The organism is Streptomyces sp. YIM S03343, assembly GCF_054729195.1.
This window is the reverse complement of sequence record NZ_JBPUKX010000002.1, coordinates 1,034,247-1,055,463: the sequence shown is the minus strand read 5'-3', so window position 1 is coordinate 1,055,463 and position 21,217 is coordinate 1,034,247. Positions and strand designations below refer to the sequence as shown.

Annotated in this window: 17 protein-coding genes and 3 pseudogenes; 8 read left to right on the top strand and 12 right to left on the bottom strand. The window is 69.5% G+C overall.

Annotation, left to right across the window (positions count from 1 at the left end; all coding sequences use genetic code 11):
* Positions 1–65: 65 nt before the first annotated feature.
* The gene (locus ACSYGN_RS40515; RefSeq protein ID WP_460391562.1) at positions 66–392 is read right to left on the bottom strand and encodes a hypothetical protein; all 327 of its coding nucleotides are present in this window, start codon (positions 390–392) and stop codon (positions 66–68) included.
* Positions 393–480: 88 nt separating this feature from the next.
* On the opposite strand from ACSYGN_RS40515, the gene ACSYGN_RS40510 reads away from it, so the two are divergent.
* A complete protein-coding gene (locus tag ACSYGN_RS40510; RefSeq protein ID WP_460391564.1) occupies positions 481–1,647 on the top strand; it encodes an IS630 family transposase in 1,167 nt (388 codons plus the stop codon).
* A 57-nt stretch (positions 1,648–1,704) separates the two neighbouring features.
* On the opposite strand, the pseudogene ACSYGN_RS40505 reads toward ACSYGN_RS40510, so the two are convergent.
* Positions 1,705–2,948: pseudogene (locus ACSYGN_RS40505) on the bottom strand (IS701 family transposase).
* 256 nt (positions 2,949–3,204) lie between these two features.
* The gene (locus tag ACSYGN_RS40500; protein WP_460405736.1) at positions 3,205–3,801 is read right to left on the bottom strand and encodes a recombinase zinc beta ribbon domain-containing protein; all 597 of its coding nucleotides are present in this window, start codon (positions 3,799–3,801) and stop codon (positions 3,205–3,207) included.
* Positions 3,802–3,983: 182 nt separating this feature from the next.
* Here ACSYGN_RS40500 and ACSYGN_RS40495 point away from each other — a divergent pair, with 182 nt between their 5' ends.
* Entirely contained in the window at positions 3,984–5,171 is a 1,188-nt protein-coding gene (locus ACSYGN_RS40495; RefSeq protein WP_460405734.1) for an IS1380 family transposase, read from the top strand.
* Between the two features lie 78 nt (positions 5,172–5,249).
* Positions 5,250–6,842 (top strand): IS4 family transposase, encoded by a 1,593-nt coding sequence (locus tag ACSYGN_RS40490; protein WP_460404024.1) that lies wholly within the window; start codon positions 5,250–5,252, stop codon positions 6,840–6,842.
* Positions 6,843–6,856: 14 nt separating this feature from the next.
* Here ACSYGN_RS40490 and ACSYGN_RS40485 read toward each other — a convergent pair whose 3' ends face one another.
* The gene (locus ACSYGN_RS40485; RefSeq protein WP_460405732.1) at positions 6,857–8,539 is read right to left on the bottom strand and encodes an ISAzo13 family transposase; all 1,683 of its coding nucleotides are present in this window, start codon (positions 8,537–8,539) and stop codon (positions 6,857–6,859) included.
* A gap of 86 nt (positions 8,540–8,625) precedes the next feature.
* Here ACSYGN_RS40485 and ACSYGN_RS40480 point away from each other — a divergent pair, with 86 nt between their 5' ends.
* Complete coding sequence (locus ACSYGN_RS40480; RefSeq protein ID WP_460405730.1) at positions 8,626–8,865, top strand: transposase; 240 nt, start codon at positions 8,626–8,628, stop codon at positions 8,863–8,865.
* A gap of 145 nt (positions 8,866–9,010) precedes the next feature.
* On the opposite strand, the gene ACSYGN_RS40475 is transcribed toward ACSYGN_RS40480, so the two are convergent.
* From ACSYGN_RS40475 to ACSYGN_RS40465, 3 genes and pseudogenes are all read right to left on the bottom strand, one after another.
* Complete coding sequence (locus tag ACSYGN_RS40475) at positions 9,011–9,616, bottom strand: recombinase family protein (RefSeq protein WP_460405728.1); 606 nt, start codon at positions 9,614–9,616, stop codon at positions 9,011–9,013.
* Between the two features lie 73 nt (positions 9,617–9,689).
* Positions 9,690–9,917, bottom strand: a pseudogene (locus ACSYGN_RS40470) (uracil-DNA glycosylase); the annotation flags it as partial.
* Positions 9,918–10,023: 106 nt separating this feature from the next.
* Entirely contained in the window at positions 10,024–11,109 is a 1,086-nt protein-coding gene (locus ACSYGN_RS40465) for a WD40/YVTN/BNR-like repeat-containing protein (protein ID WP_460405726.1), read from the bottom strand.
* A 293-nt stretch (positions 11,110–11,402) separates the two neighbouring features.
* Between ACSYGN_RS40465 and ACSYGN_RS40460 the strand changes: the two genes are divergently transcribed.
* Complete coding sequence (locus ACSYGN_RS40460; RefSeq protein WP_460405724.1) at positions 11,403–11,987, top strand: Rv1733c family protein; 585 nt, start codon at positions 11,403–11,405, stop codon at positions 11,985–11,987.
* A gap of 552 nt (positions 11,988–12,539) precedes the next feature.
* Here ACSYGN_RS40460 and ACSYGN_RS40455 read toward each other — a convergent pair.
* On the bottom strand, positions 12,540–14,207 hold the full coding sequence (locus ACSYGN_RS40455) for an acyl-CoA dehydrogenase family protein (RefSeq protein WP_460405722.1): 1,668 nt from the start codon (positions 14,205–14,207) through the stop codon (positions 12,540–12,542).
* Between the two features lie 70 nt (positions 14,208–14,277).
* Between ACSYGN_RS40455 and ACSYGN_RS40450 the strand changes: the two genes are divergently transcribed.
* Positions 14,278–15,027, top strand: a complete 750-nt coding sequence (locus ACSYGN_RS40450; protein WP_460405720.1) for a PaaX family transcriptional regulator C-terminal domain-containing protein — start codon at positions 14,278–14,280, stop codon at positions 15,025–15,027.
* A gap of 93 nt (positions 15,028–15,120) precedes the next feature.
* On the opposite strand, the gene ACSYGN_RS40445 is transcribed toward ACSYGN_RS40450, so the two are convergent.
* Together ACSYGN_RS40445 and ACSYGN_RS40440 are read right to left on the bottom strand one after the other, a co-directional pair.
* The gene (locus ACSYGN_RS40445; protein WP_460405718.1) at positions 15,121–15,951 is read right to left on the bottom strand and encodes a pectate lyase; all 831 of its coding nucleotides are present in this window, start codon (positions 15,949–15,951) and stop codon (positions 15,121–15,123) included.
* A 33-nt stretch (positions 15,952–15,984) separates the two neighbouring features.
* Complete coding sequence (locus tag ACSYGN_RS40440; RefSeq protein WP_460405716.1) at positions 15,985–16,959, bottom strand: pectate lyase family protein; 975 nt, start codon at positions 16,957–16,959, stop codon at positions 15,985–15,987.
* Between the two features lie 264 nt (positions 16,960–17,223).
* Here ACSYGN_RS40440 and ACSYGN_RS40435 point away from each other — a divergent pair.
* A pseudogene (locus ACSYGN_RS40435) lies at positions 17,224–18,781 on the top strand (extracellular catalytic domain type 1 short-chain-length polyhydroxyalkanoate depolymerase).
* A 66-nt stretch (positions 18,782–18,847) separates the two neighbouring features.
* Here the strand turns inward: ACSYGN_RS40435 and ACSYGN_RS40430 are convergent.
* Complete coding sequence (locus tag ACSYGN_RS40430; RefSeq protein ID WP_460405714.1) at positions 18,848–19,924, bottom strand: NADH:flavin oxidoreductase/NADH oxidase; 1,077 nt, start codon at positions 19,922–19,924, stop codon at positions 18,848–18,850.
* Between the two features lie 175 nt (positions 19,925–20,099).
* On the opposite strand from ACSYGN_RS40430, the gene ACSYGN_RS40425 reads away from it, so the two are divergent.
* Positions 20,100–20,468: an ArsR/SmtB family transcription factor gene (locus ACSYGN_RS40425; protein WP_460405712.1), complete on the top strand. Its 369-nt coding sequence runs from the start codon at positions 20,100–20,102 to the stop codon at positions 20,466–20,468.
* Positions 20,469–20,516: 48 nt separating this feature from the next.
* Here ACSYGN_RS40425 and ACSYGN_RS40420 read toward each other — a convergent pair whose 3' ends face one another.
* On the bottom strand, positions 20,517–21,197 hold the full coding sequence (locus ACSYGN_RS40420) for a TetR/AcrR family transcriptional regulator (protein WP_460405710.1): 681 nt from the start codon (positions 21,195–21,197) through the stop codon (positions 20,517–20,519).
* Positions 21,198–21,217 lie beyond the last annotated feature (20 nt).

Sequence of the window (21,217 nt, the reverse complement as noted above, 5' to 3'; positions counted from 1 at the left end):
TAAGTGGTCTGCGTCGTAAGTCCTTCGGGGGTTGACTTCAGAGCCGGTCGTGGGTGTGTGCACTGTCAGCTGTCGAAGGCGGTGAGGTGGAGGTGGCAGGCGGTGTCGAGGGCGTCCTCCGGGGTGCCGCTGCCAGTGCCGGTGGGCAGGAGGGCGTCCTGGTAGCGGTCGCTGGCCGGGTCGTGCAGGGCGAAGCCCCAACGGCTGGCGGTGCCGTGGTAGCGCAGGCGCATCAGCTTGACGCTCTGGCCGTCGGCCAGTTCACCGTCCACGTAGGCGTACTGGCCCCGGTGGCGGACGCGCAGGCCGGCCAGCTGCGGCCAAGCGGCCTTGGCGTGCATGTTCAGATACAGCTCGAGTTGGAGCCGGGTATGTTCCGAGGGCGTTGGCACAGCGGACATCCTGCCGGAGGGCCGGCGATCGGGGGGCGGGCAGGATACGGCCTGTCGTGATCCACTTCTCGTGATCGGCTTGCCCGCCTTGCCCGTTGCCCCTGCCCGCTCGATAACCCTGACCGCCTCCGAGCGCAGGCGGCTCAAGACGATGGCCTACGGCCACAAGACCGAGCACCGGCTCCGTCAGCGCGCCCAGGTCGTCCTGCACGCAGCCCGGGGCCGCCCCAACGCCCGCATCGCCCGCGAGACCGGGCTGCACCTGGACACCGTCCGCACCTGGCGCGGCCGATTCGCCGAGCACCGGCTGCCCGCGCTGTCCGACCGCAAGCGCTCCGGGCGTCCCGCCTCCTTCACGCCGCTGCAGACCGCCCAGGTCAAGGCCCTGGCCTGCCAACTGCCCGCCGAGAGCGGCACACCGCTCTCGCGCTGGTCAGCCCCGGAGCTGGCCCGCGAGGTCGTCGGCCGCGCCATCGCCGGCGCGATCTCCGCCTCCACCGTGCGGCGCTGGCTCAGGCAGGACGCGCTCAAGCCCTGGCAGTACCAGTCCTGGATCTTCATCACCGACCCTGCCTTTCGGTCCAGGGCCGAGCTCGTACTCGACCTCTATGCCCGCATCTGGAACGGCGAAGCGCTTTGCGCGGACGAGTACGTGATCAGCGCGGATGAGAAGACCTCCATCCAGGCCCGCTGCCGCTGCCACCCCGCCCTGGCCCCCGGGCAGGCCAGGGCGATGCGGGTGAACCACACCTACGGCCGCGGTGGCGCCCTGGCCTACCTGGCCGCCTACGACGTCCACCACGCGAAGACCTTCGGCCGCTGCGAGCCGAGAACCGGCATCGCCCCGTTCATGGCCCTGGTCGACCAGGTCATGACCCAAGAGCCCTACGCCAGCGCGAAACGCGTGTTCTGGGTCGTGGACAACGGATCCTCCCACCGCGGCAAGAAGGCCGCCGACCGGCTGACCGCCGCCTACCCGAACGCGGTCCTCGTCCACACCCCGATCCACGCCTCCTGGTTAAACCAGGTGGAGATCTACTTCTCCGTTGTGCAGCGCAAGGTCGTGACACCCAACGACTTCACCGACCTCAACGAGGTCGCGGACCGGCTCCGAGCCTTCGAAGACCGCTACAACGCCACGGCACAGCCGTTCCAGTGGAAGTTCACCACCTCCGACCTGGACGATCTCCTGGCCAGGCTCGACCGGCACACCGCCGATCACCCAGAAGAATCCTCCGCCGCCCCGGCAACATGATCAACCCCCGAAGGACTTACGACGCAGACCACTAAGACACGGCAGCTGTAGTTCCGATCATGGCTGGTCCTGGAGTTCGTGTCGGCGCTGGTGGCAGGCTTGCGCGACGGCTTGATGGTGGCGGCGCCAGGCCATCCAGTGCAGGACGTGTTCCGCTTCCCGGACGGGTGGTGTGAGGACGAACACCCGGAGAAGCCGGACGAGTTCAGGACAGGTCAGTGGGACGAGCCGGACCGGTCCGGCGGGGCCGACTGTGATCGTGGCAGCGGCTGTGAGTGCGAGGACGGCGGAGGCGATCAGGGAGAACAAGGACCAGCGCATCCAGGAGTTCCAGCAGGTCACCTGGCCTTCGTCCAGGCCGGTGAAGGTCTTGCCGAGTTGAAAGGTCTCCTCGATCCGCCATCTGCGGCAGATCACCTCCACCAGCTGGGCGAGGGTGACATCTTCGGGCGTCCAGCAGCGGAAGAAGGAGAGCTCGCCGGTGTACCGGTGCCGGCGGGCGACCAGGAGGCTGGTGCCGTTCTCGTCGTGTCCGTCGGGGGTGTCGTCCGCGCGGACGTCGAGCCAGGCCCAGTCGTACTCGCGGGTGCCCTTCGTTCCGTGTCCGGTCTGCATGCGCATCCACTGGTGAGGCAGCACCTTGTTGATCATCTGGCGGGCCTTCCACCCTCGTCGCCCGCGAACCAGTGTGCGTCGATGCCCGACTGGAGCGCTTTGGCGACCATGGCGGCGGTCTGCCGCGGCTTGGTGGCGAACATGATCTCCTCCGGGACACCGGCCGCGTCGCGGCGTTCCTCGTCCGCGGCCCAGTCCTTCGGGAGATACAGGGCCCGGTCGATCACCACCCGCGCCGTCGCGGTGACCACGGCGAGGTGGACGGCGATCTGGCACAGACCGACGCCCTTGAGCGCGCCGGAGTACTGGCGGCCGGCTCCCACACAGTCGGTGGATGACTTGGCGTCGCCGGTCTCGTCCGCCACCAGCACCACATCCTGACCTGCCAGTTCACGCGCAACGAGACGGGCGATCTCCGTCCTGGCCCGGTCGTGGTCGAACTTCGCGCGTGACAGGAGGTGCTGCAGCCGGTGCGGACCCGGATGCCCCAGCGCCTGGGCCAGAGTCCAGCAGTTCCGCGTGTCCACCTCCGCCAGCAGCCCGCTGATCATCTCCGCCGCAGTCGTGCGAGTCTCAGGCCGCACGAAGCAGTCCGCGATCACGTGCATCGCCGCCCCGAACACCCGGCCCCAGACTGTCTGGGCTATCGTGACCTCCACGGCCACCGCTTCTTGAAACGCCGTCACAAACGTTCATGATCACGGTGGCCGTACCCATCCCCCCACCCGGCCCCGCGAGCTGCTGACCAGGGAAGACGCCGGAACTACAGCTGCCGTGTCAGACCTGTCCAACCCCTGCTGATGATATCCGCGGGAACCGGAGCCTGAGCCTGAGTGAGGTGTAGGGCTCGGTCTGCCTTCAGGTTGTCCCGATCAGACTCCAGAGCCTCAAGAGTCGTGACGTAGATACTCGCGCGGATCTCACGACGCTCCCATTGAACCTTCAGCTCCTTGATCTGTTGCTCGACATCATCAAGTTCGTCGTGCCGTGGCCAAGAGCTTTTTTCTGCACCTTCAAGTTGGTCATCGAACGCTTCACCGTAGCCCAGACGAGGTCGCGGACCATTTTGTCGACTGGGGGACCGGTGACGTTCATTCGACCGCATTCGTCGGTCGTCCGCTTCTGGCACGAATAGGCGTAGGCTTTGATCCTCTCGCCGTTCTGCCAGACGGGGGCTCCGTGCATGCGTGCACCGCACCGACCGCAGCGAGCGATGCCCGAGAGTAGGTACTTGGTAGTGATGTCGGGCTTTGTTCTTTTCTGGCGGCTCTGGATCTTCGCCATTAGGGCTTCCCACTCCTCGAACGTCACGATCGGTGGCCAGTCGCCCATCACGTACTCGTCGGTGTCGTTCTTCATGGGCTCGCCCTGATATTTCAAGATGCCCGCGTTGCGGCAGCGCATGAGAATGCGGCGGAAGTGTTCACGAGAGAAGGGGCGACCCGTACTCGGGTTGATCAGGTTCTCCTCGGCGAACCGATCCAGGATCGTCGGAACCCTATCGCCCTGGATGAACCACTTCGTCCCCCGACGGATCATGTCCGCGGCCGCCGGGTCCAGCTTAACCCTGGGTATTCAGCGGAATTGGGTTGTCTGACGCCCCGATAGCAGAAAGGTGCCGTTGACCTGCAAGGATGTGAGTGTCTAGGTCATATCCGCTGCGGGAGCAAGGCACCTTTCTGGTGGTTGAGCGTACAGGGTGGGACGGTCGGCTGTCGGTGGTGGCTGACGGGAAGAGGCTGATCGGGCATGCCGGGGCGGTGCTGCTGCGCCGATGCGCGGACCGGACGGGGCTGACGGGGGCGCTGGCGAAGGTGCTGCCGTCCAGTGCGGTGGCCGGCTGGCGGGACCGGGCAGGGGTGCTGGTGCACCTGGCGGTCGCGATCGTGCTCGGGGCGGCGAACCTGTCGGAGGCCGAGCAGCTTCAGCTTCACCATCGCCCGCTGTTCGGGCCCGAGGCATCGGACTCGACCGCCCGCCGCACTCTTGCCGCGCTTGACGAGGCCACCCTGGCGAAGATCGCCAAGGTGCGGGCGAGGGGGCGCCGGCACGTGTGGGGCCTGCTGCATCTGCGGCCGGGCGGCTTCCCCTGGCTGACGGTGGCGGGCAAGCGGCTGCGCGGCTGGATCGTCATCGACATCGATGCGACGGTCATCACCTCCGCCTCGAAGAAGGCCGGGGCGGCGGTCACCTTCAAGAAGACGTTCGGGTTTCATCCGCTGGCCGCGTGGTGCGCGAACACCACGGAGTCCCTGGCCATGCTGCTGCGGCCGGGGAACGCCGGGGCGAACACGGTGGCCGACCACATCGCCGTGCTCACCGACGCCCTCGCGCAGATCCCCGGATCGTCGGCCGCGAAGATCCTGGTCCGGGTCGACGGGGCCGGGGCCACGCACGGGCTGCTCGAACACCTCGAAGCGTTGAACACCACGCGGCGCACAGTCCGCTACACCGTCGGCTGGAAGATCACCGAAGACGACGAGCGTGCCGTCGCGCAACTGCCCGAAATCGCCTGGGAGACCTCGATACATCAGGACGGCCGCCTCCAGGAGGGCTACTTCGTCGCGGAACTGACCGGGCTGAACACCCGTGAGGGCTGGCCCGGGGGCATGCGGCTGATCGTGCGCCGGGTGCGTCCGACCCGACGGCACCTCAAGAAGCTGACCGCGTTCGAGAAGAAGACCGGCTGGCGCTACTGCATCACCGCCACCAACATCCGCCACATGTGGGGCATCGCCGGCTCGGGCCACGCCCACTTCCTCGACGTGCTGCACCGCTCCCACGCCGGCGTGGAAGACCGGGTACGCACGAACAAGGCGATGGGGCTGGACAACCTGCCCTCGCAATCGTGGGAGGTCAACCGCCAAGGCCACGAAGTTAACGTGATGGCGGTGCTGTCAAGGGGTTGAGGGAAACCAGTCCGCGTAGATCGGGACTCCGGTAGTGGAACGAGGGTCCGCCAAGACCGCCGTTCCTCCGGAGTCCTGATGAGCTACGAGTCTGCCACCGATCCTTGCGGTCGTGGAGGTACTGGATTGCTTGCCCCCGGTCATCTTGGGGCACTCACGTCGTTCGTTCCGTTCGAACTCGTGGATGACATCCTTGCCCGGCATCGGGTGCAGCGCCGTGCCCCGCGCTTGCTGCCTGCCCGGGTCGGCGTGTACTTCCTTCTCGCCCAGGCTCTGTTCGCGGGGGTCGGGGCGCTGGGGATCTGGCAGAAGTTGACCCGCTGCGTCTCGTTGCACGAACGACGGCCCTCCGAGAAGGCTCTGCGTGATCTGCGGGCGCGTATCGGGACGGGCCCGATACGGGAGCTGTTCGACGTCCTCGCCGGACCCCTGGCCCCAACGGGCGCGACCGGCGTGGGCTACCGCGGGATGCGCACCGTCGCCTTCGACGGCTGCGCATCCACCAAGGTTCCGGACAACGTGGACACGGTCAGCTGGCTGGGGAAAGTCCTTCATCGGGTCGGATGGGCCGGTTACCCGGTCGTGATGACCGTGGCGCTGGTGGAGACCGGCACCCGCGGGCTGCTGGGGGCGAGCCTCGGCACGCCACTGACCGGGGAGATGGCTTTCGCCTGCGGTCTCCTGCACCACCTGCGCGCCGGCATGCTGGTGTTGCTCGACCGCGGTTTCGATGCCAACACCTTCCTGACCCGTACCGCCGCGACCGGTGCGCACTTCCTGGTGCGCATGCAGTCCAGGCGCCGCCCGCCGATCCGCGCCAAACTGCCTGACGGCAGCTACCTCACCGAGTTCGACGGCCTGCGGGTGCGCGTGATCGAGGCCCGCACGCACGCCGTGCTGGCGGACGGCCGCATCGTCGGCGGCACCTACCGCCTGGCCACCACCCTGCTCGACCACCGCCGCGACCCGGCCGCACGACTGGTCAGCCTTTACCACGAACGCTGGGAGATCGAGTCCGCGTTCTTCGCGCTGCGCCACACCCTGATGCAAGGCCGCATCCTGCGCTCGACCACGCCAAGCGGCCTGGAACAGGAACTGTGGGCCATCCTGTGCGCTTACCAGTTGCTGCGTCGTGCCATGGCCGACTCCATTCCGGCAGGGCGTCCCCTCGACCCGGACCGGCTCAGCTTCACGGTCGCCCTTCGGTGTGCTCAAGAAAGCCTGGAGAGCGCCGAGGGAATCCTCGATCAAACTCCGTGGATCGACACGCAGTTCGCACACGCTGTGCGCGGCGCGGCCATGCCGCCCCGGCGGGCCCGGCTGAGCACCCGCAAAGTCAAGAGCCCGATCAATCGCTACCACGACCGCAAGGACGACGGCCGCCCCCTCACCAGCACCCCCGTCCAGCACGTCCGCATCCTCGTTGACGCACCCGTCGGGGAGGCCGAACCCCTCGTTGTCCGGATTCCAGGAATCGCGGAACGGATCCTCCAGGTCATCCGCGCCGAGCCGACTGTCGACACCTGGCGCACTCCCGAACTGCTGAAACGGATCGCGGGGGCAACCGAGAACCAGGTCCACAAGTGCCTCTACCGGCTGACGCGTTCAGGCATTCTGCGCCGGATCAGCCACGGCAGCTACCAACCCTTGACAGCACCGCCGTCTCGTTAAGGGCTCGCAGAGCATTAACTCGCAGTCTTGATCTCTGGGGTGGTGATGCCTGCGTCGCGTGCCATATTGAACAGGTCGTTCAGTGTGGCGAGTTGGTGTTCGGCGGGGTGGAGGTCGTGGCTTGCGGTTGCCAGCAGTTCCCGGATGTCTCTCAGGCGCCGGTTGATTGTCTCGGGCCGGACGCTGAAGAGGGCGGCGATAGCGATCTGGGGTAGGCCGTGGCGGTAATGGAGGACGGCGGCCAGGAGGCGGTCGGCGAGGGTGAGAATCGGGCGGCGTCCGGTGTTGCCGTCGCCCTTGGCGCGTGGGCGGTGGCCGCGTCGTTTGTCCAGGTGCGTCTCGCGCTGGGCCTCGTGGAGGGTGGTCAGCGTGGTGATGAGGTAGTCCCACTCGTGCGGGGGCAGCCCGGTCAGGGCCGGGTGGCAGAGCCAGGAGAGGTCGGGGCTCGGCTGGTCGAAGGGGTCCGGGGCGTCATTGACCTGGGCGTATGCCTCGGGGCGGAGGGTGTAGTTCCAGTCGCCGTGCCAGTCGTGGTGGGTCAGGGGCAGGGCTTCCATCTGCCCGTCACCGATGCGGATCCCCGTCTCATAGACGGTGGTATCGAGTTCCGCGTGGACTCTCAGGCCGGTGCGAGTGGTGGTCGCGGCGATGGACTGCACGATGACCTCGTGGCTGGTCAGGGGCCTGCCGCGCCAGTTCATGGTGATGTGGGAGAACAGCCGGTGCTCGATCCGGTTCCACTTCGAAGTGCCGGGAGGGAAGTGACAGACAGTGATGTTCAGGCCGGTCTCCAGGGCGAGGGCGGCGAGTTCGGCCTTCCAGGCGCGGGTCCGGTATCCGTTGGAACCGCCCGCATCGGCGGTGATCAGCAGTCGGCCGGCCTGCGGGTAGTCCTCCTTGCCGCGGCCCTTCCACCAGCGGCGGATGGATTCGACGGCGAAGGCGGCGGTGTCATGGTCGGTGCCGACACTGACCCAGCCGGTGTTGGTGGCCAGGTCGTAGATGCCGTAGGGCACGGCCTTCCCGAGTTCTCTGTCCGGGAAGTCATGGGTGCTGACCTGCACGGGGTCGCCTGCGGGCCGCCACTCGCGCCCGCCGTTCCTGTATGACCCGACGATTTCCTTCTTCTTCGTATCGACGCTGATCACCGGGTCCCCGGCGTCGATATGGATCGTGGCCTGCTCGTTGATGTAGCGGAACTGGCTGTCCCGGTCGGGGTGCTGCCGGCCTTCGATGGTCTTGGCGTTGCCCTGGAGGCTGAAGCCTTCCTCGCGCAGCACGTCGGCGACGGTGTCAGCGGATATCCGGTGGCCCTGGCGGGTGAGTTCGGCGGCCAGATGACGGGTGGACTTCGTCGTCCACCGCAACGGCGACATCGGATCACCCCGCACATCCGGCTCGACCAGGGCCAGAAGCGCCGGACGAAGTCCCGGGTCCAGATCGACCGTCCGTTTGCGGCCTCCGCCCACCCGGCGCACCCGCCCCAACGGGGCATCGCCGGAATCCAGTTCATCCGCACCCAGGGACACCGTGGCCTCCCGCACCCCGGCGGCCCGGGCGACCAGCCTGATCCCGCCATGGCCGATCGACCGGGCTTCCGCTCCTATCAGCAGACGCCGTTGCCGCTCGTCGAGATGCGGGAAGATCGCCTCGAACTTGGCTGCCAGAGCTGCCCGTTGCTCCTCCGATGCGCCCATACCACGCCAACGACTCGACCGGCGGGAAGCTACGGGTTAATGCTCTGCGAGCCCTAACTTCGTGGCCTTGGGTCAACCGCGGCTGGATGCTCGCTGCGAACATCGCCGCCGACCTCGACGCGTGGGTTCGGCTGCTGGCCCTGCACGACATCGACGACCTGGCCGACGCCGAGCCGGACACCATGCGTTTCCGCCTCTACCACCTGCCCGCCCGACTCGCCGACCACGCCCGCCGCCGCTGGCTGCGGATCGAACGGACCTGGCCCTGGGCAGAGGCGTTCACCACCTGCTGGCACCGGCTGACCGCCCTGCCCGCCATCACCTGACGATCTGGCCACCAGGCCGATGAGACAAGGAAAGGAACAGACCCGCACGACCTCCGGGTGCCGTGGAACCCCGGCGCAGCCGCAGCGACACGCGAAGGCCCCGCCCGCGATCACGCGGAACAAACAGGGCGAACCGACGACCCGGTCATGCACTCACGGCCTCTGAAGAATCGAGGTTAAGACGATCCTCCCTGTCCCACCCGAAAGCCGGTGTTCCCCCGTGAAACTCACCTTTCTGCGCCATGCGCTTGGCCTCGCGCTGAATGCGACGCTTGGTGTCCTCACTCGACTTGTTCGCAATGGAAACGAACAGGCGAGCGGAGAAACGGCCGTCCGGCGTGGATAGGTCGAAGTTCTGACCGGACAGGCCGTCGAAAATGAGCGGCCTGCTACTCGTCTCGTAGACGTCGATGGTCCGCTCAAGGTCCCGAGGCTGCCGGGTGTAGCGGTCGATATCGTAGAAGAGGATGCCGTCGAGGCGACCCTTCGAGAGATCCTTCAGCAGACGCTCGAAGTCCTTGCGCTTCACGGTGCGGCTGAAGGCCGACAGGTTGTTGTCCTCGTACCAGGCGACCTGATCGGGGGAGTACCCGTGTCGAGCGGCGAGGCCGGTGACGTCGTCCCGTTGCTTGAGGACGCCCTTACGCTCGCGCTCCTGCCCCTCCTCCTTGGTGATGTCCCCGTTGCGGACAGCTCGCCGGATCTCGGCGAGGTCAGCGTCGGATATACGCAGGTACCCCGCGATAGGCACGGCTAAAGCCCCCTGACACTGGTGATGCAGTAGTCAGATCAGTGTAGGAGCATTACAGTGTTCTCGGAACTCTTGCATGTCCCGGTGTGGGATAGGGGTCCTGGCCGACGATGAGGACGCGTACCTCGTCGAACGGCTGCTGGAAGGCCTGCAGGACGTTCTGTCCGGCCGGGAGGTAGGTGCGCCCCTCGGCGATCTCGGTGCGCAGGAAGTCGCCCATCACGGCGATCTGTCCGGCCACGGGGTCCAGCGCTTTCGCCCAGCCCGCTTCGACGATTTCATGCAACGGTCTTGGTGCCACGGGCGTCACCCTACTGCCGTACGCGCCAGGGAGATCAACCGGTGGCCAGGACTGCCCGCCACCCGCGCCCCCGCCCATCTCCCCGGTGTCCGGCGGTGTGTTGGGCTCACCCCACCACCGCCGCGCGCACGCACAGCACATCCGGCAGATGCGAAGCCAGCTGCCGCCAGCTGTCGCCGTCGTCCGAGGAGGCGTACACCTCGCCGTTGCGGTTGCCGAAGTACACGCCCGCCGGATCCGCGTCGTCCGTCCACAGCGCGTCCCGCAGCACCGTGCCGTAGTGGTCCTCGTCGGGCAGGCCCGCCGTCAGGGGTTCCCAGCTGCCGCCCGCGTCGGCGGTACGGAACACCCGGCACCGGTGGCCTGCGGGCACCCGGTCCGCGTCGGCGTTGATCGGGAACACGTATGCTGTGTCACCGCGGCTCGGATGGGCGGCCATCGCGAAGCCGAACGTGGACGGCAGGCCCTCGCCGATGTCGGTCCACTGCCTGCCCGCGTCGTCGCTGCGGTACACCCCCCAGTGGTTCTGGAGATACAGCCGGTCCGGGCTCTGGGCGTCCTGGGCGATCTTGTGCACGCACTGGCCGAACTCCGGGTTCGGATCCGGCAGGAACACCGCCGAGACACCGGAGTTGGACGGCTCCCAGCTCTCGCCGCCGTCCGTGGAGCGGAACACGCCCGCCGTGGACACGGCGACCGTCACCGCGCGCGGATCGCGCCGGTCGGTGACCACGGTGTGCAGGCCCTCGCCGCCACCGCCCGGTACCCACTGCGAACGGGTGGGATGCTCCCACAGCGGCCGGACCAATTCGAAGCTCTCCCCGCGGTCCACCGAGCGGTACAGCGCGGCCGGTTCCGTGCCCGCGTACACCACGTCCGCCTCCGCCGCGGCCGGGTGCAACTGCCACACCCGCTCCAGTGAAGCGCCGGTGTCCTGCGGGAACTTGACGGCCGGTCGGGCCGGTTCGGCCCAGGTGCGGCCCAGATCGTCGGAGTGGAACACCGACGGACCCCAGTGCGCGCTGTCACCGCCCGCGAGCAGCCGCGGCACATCCCCGCGCGTGTCGATCGCGACCGAATAGATCGCCTGCGCGTTGAAGTACGGACTCTCGTCGAACTCCCAGCCCCCACCTCGCCGCCGCCCGATGAACAGACCCTTTCGGGTGCCCACGGCGAGCAGAACCTCGGTCATGCCGATCACCTCCGGGACGTCTTCGTCACAGGTACTCCTCAGACACCGGCCAGTCTGCACCCCGCCACTGACAGTCACCTCCGCTGAGCCCGTTGCCGCAGCTCAGACCGCATACCGCAATTGACATGCCCGTTTCGTGCCAGTCCCTTTCCGGCCGTTCGCGCGGAACGCCGCCCGTGCGCCGGCACCCGTGGGACCGTCAGGACCGTCGGCCTGTCGTGAGCATCGGCGAGCCGTCACCCGTATGTGAGGGCGGTCCCGACTGTCCCGCGCTCGTGAGGAGGAAGCCTTCGATGACGTTGCGTGGTCCGAAGGTGTGGCTGTGGCGGTGGCGGCGCAATCCGCTCAGACGCCGCGCCGACGCGGTGGAGGCCTGGGTGGTGCTCGGCGCCTGGCTGCTCACCGTCCTCGCCGGGGTGCTCGCCGGTCTGACGACGGTCCGGTCCGTGGAGAGCGGGCTGGCCCGGGAACGCGCCGAATGGCGCCCGGCCGTCGCCCTGGTCACCGAGAAGGTTCCCGGCATGCCGTCCCGCAGCGGCGACGGGACCGCCGGTGAACGCGTCTGGGCACGGGTCGGCTGGGTCGCCCCTGACGGCTCCCCGCACACGGGCCAGGCCAGGGTGGCGCCCGGCAGTGCCGTCGGCACCCCGGTCACGGTGTGGAACGACCCCGAGGGCCACCTGGTGACCCGCCCCGCCACCACCGCCGAGGCCGAGCTGCGGGGCGTGGTGCTGGGCGGCCTGCTGGGCGTGGGCGCCGCCGCGGTCCCGTTCGTCGCCGGCCGCGTACTGCGCGCCCGCCTGGAACGACGGCGCATGGACCGCTGGGACACGGAGTGGGCCCGCCTCGGCCCGATCTGGGGGCGCAAGACCGGCTGACGCCCTCGCCGCCCGCTCGTGGGGACGCCCTGACGTCATGGTCGGCGCCCTTGCCGTTCCACCGTGTCACGGGCGCGCGCCGGGTATGTCACGTCGGTGCGGGCGGCTCACCGGCGCGTACATCGGGGGCATGGCCACACGAGGGCCACGACGCCCTGGGCGGGCGGTCCGGCGGCCGGTGTCCGGCCGGACCGGTGCCCGCCGCCCCAGGGCCGCACGACGCGTCGTACCGCCGCCCGGCGCTGCCCTGGCGCGCACCCGCCACGTTCCAAACGCCCCGCACCGGCCAGGCGCCACTACGCCCCGCACCCGCCCCTGCCCACACGTCGCCCCGGCCCAGCCCGCCCTGGGCATCCGCCGGAGCCCCCTGCGGCGCGGTCCCGCCCCCGCCGCCGCGACGGCGGACAGCGGGCCGGGAGGCAACGAGACGAGGGCGACGGTGGATCACGCCCTGGCGGACGGCAACAGGCCCTGGAACGGACCCGTGGTACCACCCGCACCCGGCACCACCCCTGCTGAGTCCCCCTCCCCGCCCCGACCGCCGACGCCGCCTCACCCCCGCGGCAGCCCCCGGCCAAGGATCGCATCCAGGTCGGCCGAGCCCGGCAGGGTGCCGAAGGAGTGGCCCCAGTCGCCGGACAGGCGGGTCGCGCAGAAGGCGTCGGCGATCGCGGCCGGGGCGTGCCTGACCAGCAGGGACGCCTGGAGGGTGAGCGCCGTCAGCTCCACCAGGCGGCGTGCGCCCACCTCGTCGGCCCGGGTGAGCTCCCGCTTCAGCCGGGCCACCGCGGCGTCCAGTCGGCCGTCCGCACCCTGCGCCGTGGCGAGTTCGGTGAACAGCGCGTCCACGGTGCCCGGCTCCCTGCCCAGCGCCCGCAGCACATCGAGAGCGTTGACGTTCCCGGAACCTTCCCAGATCGACGCCAGCGGGGCCTCGCGGTAGTGGCGGGGCATCCCCGAGTCCTCGACGTAGCCGTTGCCGCCCAGGCACTCCAGGGCCTCCGCGGTGAAGGCCGGACCCCGCTTGGTCACCCAGTACTTGCCCACCGCCGTCGCGATCCGCCGGAACGCCTGCTCCCCGGCGTCACCGCGCAACGCGCGGTCGGCCGCCCCGGCCAGCCGCAGGGTGAGCGTCGTGGCGGCCTCGGACTCCAGCGCCAGATCGGCCAGCACATTGCGCATCAGCGGCTGGTCCACCAGCCGCGCGCCGAACGCGCTGCGGTGGCGCGTGTGGTGGCCTGCCTCCACCAGCGTCTTGCGCATCAGTGCGGCGGACATCATCACGCAGTCCAGCCGGGTGCAGTTGACCATGTCGATGATGGTCTTCACACCCCGCCCCTCGGGCCCCACCAGCCACGCCACCGTCCCGTCGAACTCCGGTTCGGAGGACGCGTTGGAACGGTTGCCCAGCTTGTCCTTCAGCCGCTGGATGCGGAACGCGTTGCGGCTGCCGTCGGGAAGGACACGCGGCACCAGGAAGCAGGACAGCCCGCCCGGCGCCTGCGCGAGCACCAGGAACACATCGCTCATGGGTGCCGACGTGAACCACTTGTGGCCTCGGAGCGTGTACACGCCCGGCTCGTCGGTGGGCGTCGCCGTGGTGGTGTTCGTACGGACGTCCGAGCCGCCCTGCTTCTCGGTCATGCCCATGCCCGCGATCAGTCCGCGCTTCTCCGTGGGCACCTTCAGCCCGGGCTCGTAGACCCGGCTGGTCAGCAGCGGTTCGTACACGGCGGCCAACTCGGGCTGGCGGCGCAGCACGGGCACGGCGGCATACGTCATCGACGTCGGACAGCCGTGCCCCGCCTCGGTGTGCCCCCACACCAGTCCGCCCGCGGTCCGCGCGACATGGGCGCCGGGCCGGCCGTCCGCCCACGGCGCGCCCGCCAGCCCTTCGGCGACCGCGATCCGCGTCAGCCGGTGCCAGCTCGGGTGGAACTCCACCTCGTCGATCCGGTGACCGTACCGGTCGTGCGTACGCAGCTCCGGCTCGTGCCGGTTGGCCAGTTCGGACCACTCCTGCACGTCGGCGCTGCCCGCCCGCTGCCCGAGCCGGCGGATGTCCTCCTCCGCCCAGCCGGCGCCCTCCCGGTGCAGCGCCTCGATCAGCACCACATCGTCGGAGGCGTCATAGGGGGCCAGCGGAGGGGCCTGGTTGGTGACGTCGTGCGTGGCCGTGGCGTCTTGCGGCGGCCGGACGTTCGCGAGAGTCGAGACCATACGGCGAGTGTTGCATCATTTCTACAGTCGTAGCAATGGTGTAATAAGAAGTCCCCGTACAGTCATGCCCATGCGCATCAACGTGCCCGAACGCCCCGCCGAGCTCGCGCCGCGTCCGCTGTCCGCGCGGTCGGTCGTGCTGAGCCTGCTGCTCGGCACCCATCCGCCCGAGTTGCCCGTGCGGGACCTGGTGCGCCGCGTCGAACCTTTCGGGGTCGCGGGGTCCGCGCTGCGCGCCGCGCTCAGCCGGATGGTGGCCGCGGGGGACCTCGTGCGCACCGACGGCGTCTACGGCCTCAGCGAACGGCTGCTGGCCCGCCAGCGGCGCCAGGACGACGCCGTGCACCCGAGGACCCGCCCCTGGGACGGGGACTGGGAGCTGGTCGTGGTCACCGCCACCGGCCGCGGGCCCGCCGAACGCGCCGATCTGCGTGCCCGGTTGACGGCCCACCGGCTGGCCGAGCTCCGCGAGGGCGTCTGGCTGCGTCCCACCAACCTGATTCGCCCCACTCCCCCCGAACTCGGCCCGGCGGTACGGCACTTCACCACCCGTCCCACCGAACCTGACGCCCAACTTGCGGCAGTGCTCTGGCCGTTGGACGCCTGGGCGGCGACGGCCCGCGCCCTGCTCGCCCGCATCGCCGACGCCGCCGGCCCGGCGGACCGCTTCACCGTCCTCGCGGCAGCCGTACGGCATCTGCTCGCCGACCCGGTGCTGCCTCCCGGGCTTCTGCCCGCCGACTGGCCGGGAGGCGCCCTGCGTGAGCGGTACACCACCCACCGGCGGGAGTTGACCGAGAACGTCCTCGGCCCCGCCTGACGACGGAAGCCACGACGGCAGTAACGGCAGCGGCCGTACGCAGCGCCTGCGGGAGCGCTCCGTACGGCCGCCTTCACCGTGGCCCGGGCAGGGTCACTTGTACGTGATGTCCGAGGACGCGTACTTGCAGTACGTCCCGTCGGCTCCCGAGCCGTTGGTCGTCGGCTCGGCCCCCGTGTTGTTGCCGATGTACTTCTGGCACGGGACGATCTTCTTGCTGCTGTCGCCGACGATCGTGATCGCCTTCAGGGTGGCGCTGTCGCCGTAGTTGGTGTTGATGCCGACGAGCTTGCTGCCCTTGTAGGTCGCCTCGATGGTGTTGAGGTTGATCGTCCGCTTGTACTGCGTCTTGCAGTTGCCGCACGAGCGCACGAAGGTGCCGAAGGTCTGCCCGGCGAAGGAGCTCACATTCAGTGTCCCGGCGCCGTTGAACTGGAACACCTTGTCGCTGGCCTCCTTCGCGCCGCCGCCGGAGACGGTGTAGACGTTGGAGGACGAGGAGCCCAGGAAGGTCGCGGCGTCCTCGCCGACGTCCTCCCACCAGACGTCCTGGAGCGTGCAACTGCCCAGGCAGTGGATGCCGTCGGCGGCGGGCGCGCCGATGATGACGTTCTTCAGGACCGTGCCGGCGGCGAGTTCCAGGATCGGGTCCTGGTTCTCGCTCTGGCCGCCGGTGCCCAGGTCGCCGCTGCCGTAGAGGCGCTTCATCGCGTAGTCCTTGGTGCCGGACACCGAGATGGTGGCGGTGACCGCCTGGCTGCCGTTGGCGGTGGGCCAGGTGGCAGCGCTCGCCGCCGGGCTCTCGGCCATGACCATGACGGTGGAGAGAGTGAGTGCGGCGAGCGCGCCGGTGAGTGCGCGGGTGCGCGTACCCACGCGCGAGCCCAGGCGGTTGCGGGTGCGGTTGAGTGCGGGTGACGTCATGTCCCGAATGCCTTCTTCCATGTGGGGGGAGGTTCAGATCTTCCCGGTGCCCGCGCCCGCCGTCACCGAGGCGACGACGCTGGAGGCGGGCTCGGCGGTGTAGCTGTACGGCGGCGAGGTGAACGTGCCGACCTGCGAGATCTCGGTCGAGGCGCCGCCGAGGTCGTTGCCCTTGAGGTTGGCGTAGCCGTCCACGTCGCTGTCCCGGTTGGTGGTCACCGCGACGGAGGTGCTGCGGAAGACGTTGCTCTCGACGAGCATCTGCGCGCCCATGCGCGAGTGCACGGCGGTGTCCGCGCCGACGACGTAGTTGTCGTAGAAGTGCCCGGTGCCGAAACGCAGGCTGGGGATGCGGGAGTTGGCGTTGTTGAACCAGTTGTGGTGGTACGTCACCCGCAGATGCCCGGTGTCCTCGCTGGAGTTGCTGTCGCTGTGCCCGACGAGCGAGCCCTTCCAGTGGTCCTTGAAGGTGTTCCAGGACACGGTGACGTAGTCCGATGCGTGCGTGATGTCGAGCAGACCGTCGTAGTAGTCCTTGTCGTGGTCGCGGTCCGACGACAGCGTGTTGTGGTCGATCCACACCTTCGTCGACTTCTGCACGGTGATCGCGTCCGTGCCGACGGCCTTGCTGATGTTGAGGTTGCGGACGACGACGTTGCTGACGTTCTTCAGGCGCAGCCCGCCGCCGGTGAACCCGGACGACGAACCCACGCCCAGGATCGTGGTGTTGGCCCCGACGTCGACCTGACCGCTCAGCGAGATCAGCCCGCTCACCTTGACCACCTTGGCCGTGCTGCCGCTGACCGCCGTCTGGAACACGCTGAGCGTCGACACGGTCACCGCCGAGGCGCTGCCGCCGCCGGTCGTCCCGGCGCCGAACCCGACCGGCGAGGTGTCCGCCGCCTGCGCCGACTGCGGCAGCGCGAGCACGGCCACCGTCGCCAGCGCTGCCGCGGTCGCCGCGACAGCGGGCCTTTGCGTGTGTGTACGTGGGGGGCGAATACGCATGCGGGTGCGTCCCTTCACGAGGGGGGTGGGGTCATGTATGTCAATGACGTGCACCGAATGGAACGGTGGCGCGGGCATCGTGGCCGTTCCGGCAGGAATCCGTGTCGTGCGTCGCGTCGGACGGTCACGGTGCTGGACGGACCGTAGGATGCAAGCGCTTTCTAGTCAACGCTTGGCGCGGAGGGATTTTCGTTCGCCCAGGTGGGCGGTGATGGGTCTGGCGGGACGGCAAGGGCTTTCTTCCGGCCGTGCGGGAGCGATTCCATGCCACGCCTGTGGGAGCGCTTCCACGCAAGCCATGGGCATGCCACGATGCGAGGTGTTCTCCCGGAAGATGCCGCACGAGCCGCGATCAGAAGGGACAGAGAAGTGCCCCCCACGCTTCCCACGACGGGCCACGGCGCCCGATCTCCACGAGGCCGGAGCCGAAGCCGCGCCCGCGGCGACAGCCGCAGAAAGCCGAGCCGTTCGCTCCTGCTCACCCTCGCCACAGCGCTGCTGACCCTGCTGGCGGCGTCGGCCCTCACCGCACCCCCGGCCGCCGCCCTCGCCCAACCCCCGGCCGCCGCCCACACCGCAACCCCGGCCTCCGCGCTCACCGCACCACCCCAGGCCGCCGCCCGCGCCGCAGCCGCCGTGCCCACCGCCACCCTCACCGAGGTCACCGGCTTCGGCGACAACCCGAGCAATCTCCAGATGTACGTCTACGTCCCGGCCACGGTGACCGCGCACCCGGCGGTCCTGGTGGCCGTGCACTACTGCACCGGTTCGGGCCCCGCGATGTACTCGGGCACCGAGTACGCCTCCCTGGCCGACCAGTACGGCTACATCGTCGTGTATCCGTCGGTGACCCGCGCCAGCAAGTGCTTCGACGTCTCCTCGCCGCAGGCGCTGCGCCGCGGCGGCGGGAGCGACCCCGTGGGCATCAAGTCGATGGTCGACTGGGTGACTCGTACCTACTCGGCCGACACCAGCCGTGTCTTTGTCACCGGCATCTCGTCCGGGGCGATGATGACGAACGTCCTGCTGGGCGACTACCCGGACGTGTTTGCGGCGGGCGCGGCCTTCTCCGGGGTGCCGTTCGGCTGCTTCGCCACCACCGACGGCTCGGAGTGGAACTCCGCCTGCTCGGGCGGCACGGTGACGCACACCCCGCAGGAGTGGGGCGACCTGGTCCCGCGCCGCCTACCCCGGCTACACCGGCCCCCGGCCGCGGATGCAGCTGTGGCACGGCACCGCCGACGCGGTGCTCCAGTACCCCAACTTCGGCGAGGAGATCAAACAGTGGACGAACGTCCTCGGGGTGAGCCTGACCCCGGCCGCCACCGACTCGCCCCAGTCCGGCTGGACCCGCACCCGCTACGGCGGCACCGGTGACAAGGCGCCCGTCGAGGCGATCAGCCTCCAGGGGGTCGACCACAACCTCTACACCTACGGCATGGCGGCCCGCGCCCTGGCCTTCTTCGGCCTCAGTGACGGCGGCCCGGTGCCCCCGCCCCCGGTGGGCGCGTGCAAGGTGACGGCCTCCGTCAATGCCTGGAACACCGGTCTGACCGCCTCCGTCACGATCACCAACACCGGGACGACGACGGTCAACGGCTGGCAGCTCGGCTTCACCCTGCCGTCCGGCCAGACCGTCACCAACGGCTGGGGTGCCACGTACAGTCCGGCCTCCGGTGCGGTGACGGCCACGAACGAGTCGTACGACGGCACGATCGCGCCCGGCGCGGCCGTCACCATCGGCTACCAGGCCACCCACACCGGCAACAGCGCTGCTCCGGCGGCGTTCACGCTCAACGGGACGGCCTGCACGGTCGGTTGACCGGCGCGGTCGGCTGACCTGCGCGGACGGTCGACCTGCACGACCGGTTGAGCGTCGGTGCCGGTGTCAGGAGCGGTGGTACTGCTCCGGGATCCGCACCTCGGCGCCCAGTTCGCGGGCCGCACGGCGCGCCCAGGACGGGTCGCGCAGCAACTCGCGGCCCAGCAGCACCGCGTCGGCCTCGCCGTTGGCCACGATCTTCGCCGCCTGCTCCGGGTCGGTGATCAGGCCTACGGCGGCCACCGGCATCGGCGTCTCGGCCTTCACCCTTGCGGCGAAGGGCACTTGGTAGCCGGGGCCGACCGGGATGCGCACCCCGGACGCGTTGCCGCCGGTGGAGACGTCGAGGAGGTCGACACCGTGGGCGTGCAGCTCACCGGCGAAGCGGACCGTGTCGTCCGGCGTCCAGCCGGCCTCCGCCAGCCACTCGGTCGCGGAGATCCGGAAGAACAGCGGCTTGTCCTCGGGCCACACCTCCCGTACGGCGTCCACGACGTCGAGGGCGAAGCGGGTGCGGTTCTCGTACGAGCCGCCGTAGGCGTCGGTGCGGTGGTTGGAGTGCGGGGAGAGGAACTCGTTGATGAGATAGCCGTGGGCGCCGTGGATCTCGGCGATCTCGAAACCGGCGTCGAGCGCCCGGCGGGCGGCGGCCGCGAACCGGCCGACGATCGCCCGGATCTGATCGACCGTCAACTCGTCCGGGACCGGGTGGCCGTCGTCGAATGCGACCGGGCTCGGGGCGACCGGCTGCCAGCCGTGCGCCTCGGGCCCGACCGGCGCGCCGCCCTTCCAGGGCCGCTCGGTGGACGCCTTGCGCCCGGCGTGCGCGAGCTGGATCGCCGGGACGGCGCCCTGAGCGGTCAGGAAACGCGTGATCCTGCGGAACACCTCGGTCTGCGTGTCGTTCCAGAGGCCCAGGTCGTACGGCGAGATCCGGCCCTCGGGTGCCACGGCGGTGGCCTCGACGATGATCAGGCCGGTGCCGCCGGCCGCGCGCGCCGCGTAGTGGGCGAAGTGCCAGTCGGTGGGGGCGCCGGCGAGTTCGCCCTCGGGTGCGGCCGAGTACTGGCACATCGGGGGCATCCAGACCCGGTTGGGGATGGTCGCTTCGCGCAGGGTGAAGGGCTCGAAGAGCGCGCTCACGGCGGACTCCATTCGTCGCGTTTCGTCACGGGGGGCCGACTGGGCCGACTCGTACGATAGGCATCGTAGTACGGTGGATGTCAAACTACGATGGGTCTCGTACAATGAGCGGTGACATGAACAGATGAGACAGACCCGGGAACAGAGCAGAGCCGACAGGGCGAGGGGAGCCGTCGTGACCAGCACCAGCACCAGCACCAGCACGGCCAGTCGCGAGCTTCCGCATCCGGCGCGCGAGGAGATCCGCCTGGAGGGCGTGATGCATGCGCTGTCCGACCCGATGCGGCTGCGCATCGTGCGCGAACTGGCCGGCGATTGCAACGAGCTCTCCTGCTCGCAGTTCGATCTGCCGGTGACGAAGTCCACCACCACGCACCACTTCCGGGTGCTGCGCGAGAACGGGGTGATCCGGCAGGTCTACCGGGGCACCGCGAAGATGAACGGCCTGCGCCGGGACGATCTGGACGAGCTCTTCCCCGGACTGCTCGACTGCCTCCTCGCCGCCGCCGACCGGCAGGTCCGCCGTCTGGGGCCCGAGGCCTGAGCCGGGACGGCGAGACGACCATCGCCGACCGGTGCTGGCCGCCGCCGGCTACTCGGCGGCGTCGACCGGCCGTTCCCCGGTCGCGAAGAACCGGGAGAGATCCGTGTCGTGGCCGTGGCCGGGCATCGCCGCGGCGGCCTCCGGCGGCGTTCCCGACTCCTGGTCGAGCCGGTAGCGCTTGAACAACTCGGCGCGCAGCACCGGGATCGGCATCGGTACCCCGGGCACCAGTGCCGCGTACACCGCGCCCATCAGCAGGGCGCGCAGCATCGGATAGTCGGCGCCGACGTTCTGCGAGCCGTAGCGCGCGACGGTGTCGCCGAGCAGTTCGGACAGCCGCCGCTGTTCCGGGCACTGTACGAAACCCTCGGCCTGGAGCAGCCCCGCCATGTGCTGGCGCATCAGCACCGGATGGTCGCGGGCCAGCCCCAGGATCGCGTCGACGGCCCGCGCCAGCCGCTCCCGGCCGTCCTCGGTGCGCGGTTCGCGCTCCAGGGCCTCCTCCAGAGTGCGGTGCATCAGCCGGTGCACGGCGGACTGCACCAGCTGGCGCTTGCCGGGGAAGTAGTACGACACCAGTCCGCGGGCCGAACCCGCGCGGTCCGCTATGGCGCCGAGGGTCGTCGCCTCGTAGCCGTGTTCGCTCACGAGTTCCACCGCGGCCTGCAGAAGCCGCTCCCTGGAGCGGCGCCGCAATTCTTCATTGACCGAGGCGCTGCGGGGGGACATGCTTGACTCCTGCGTTGACT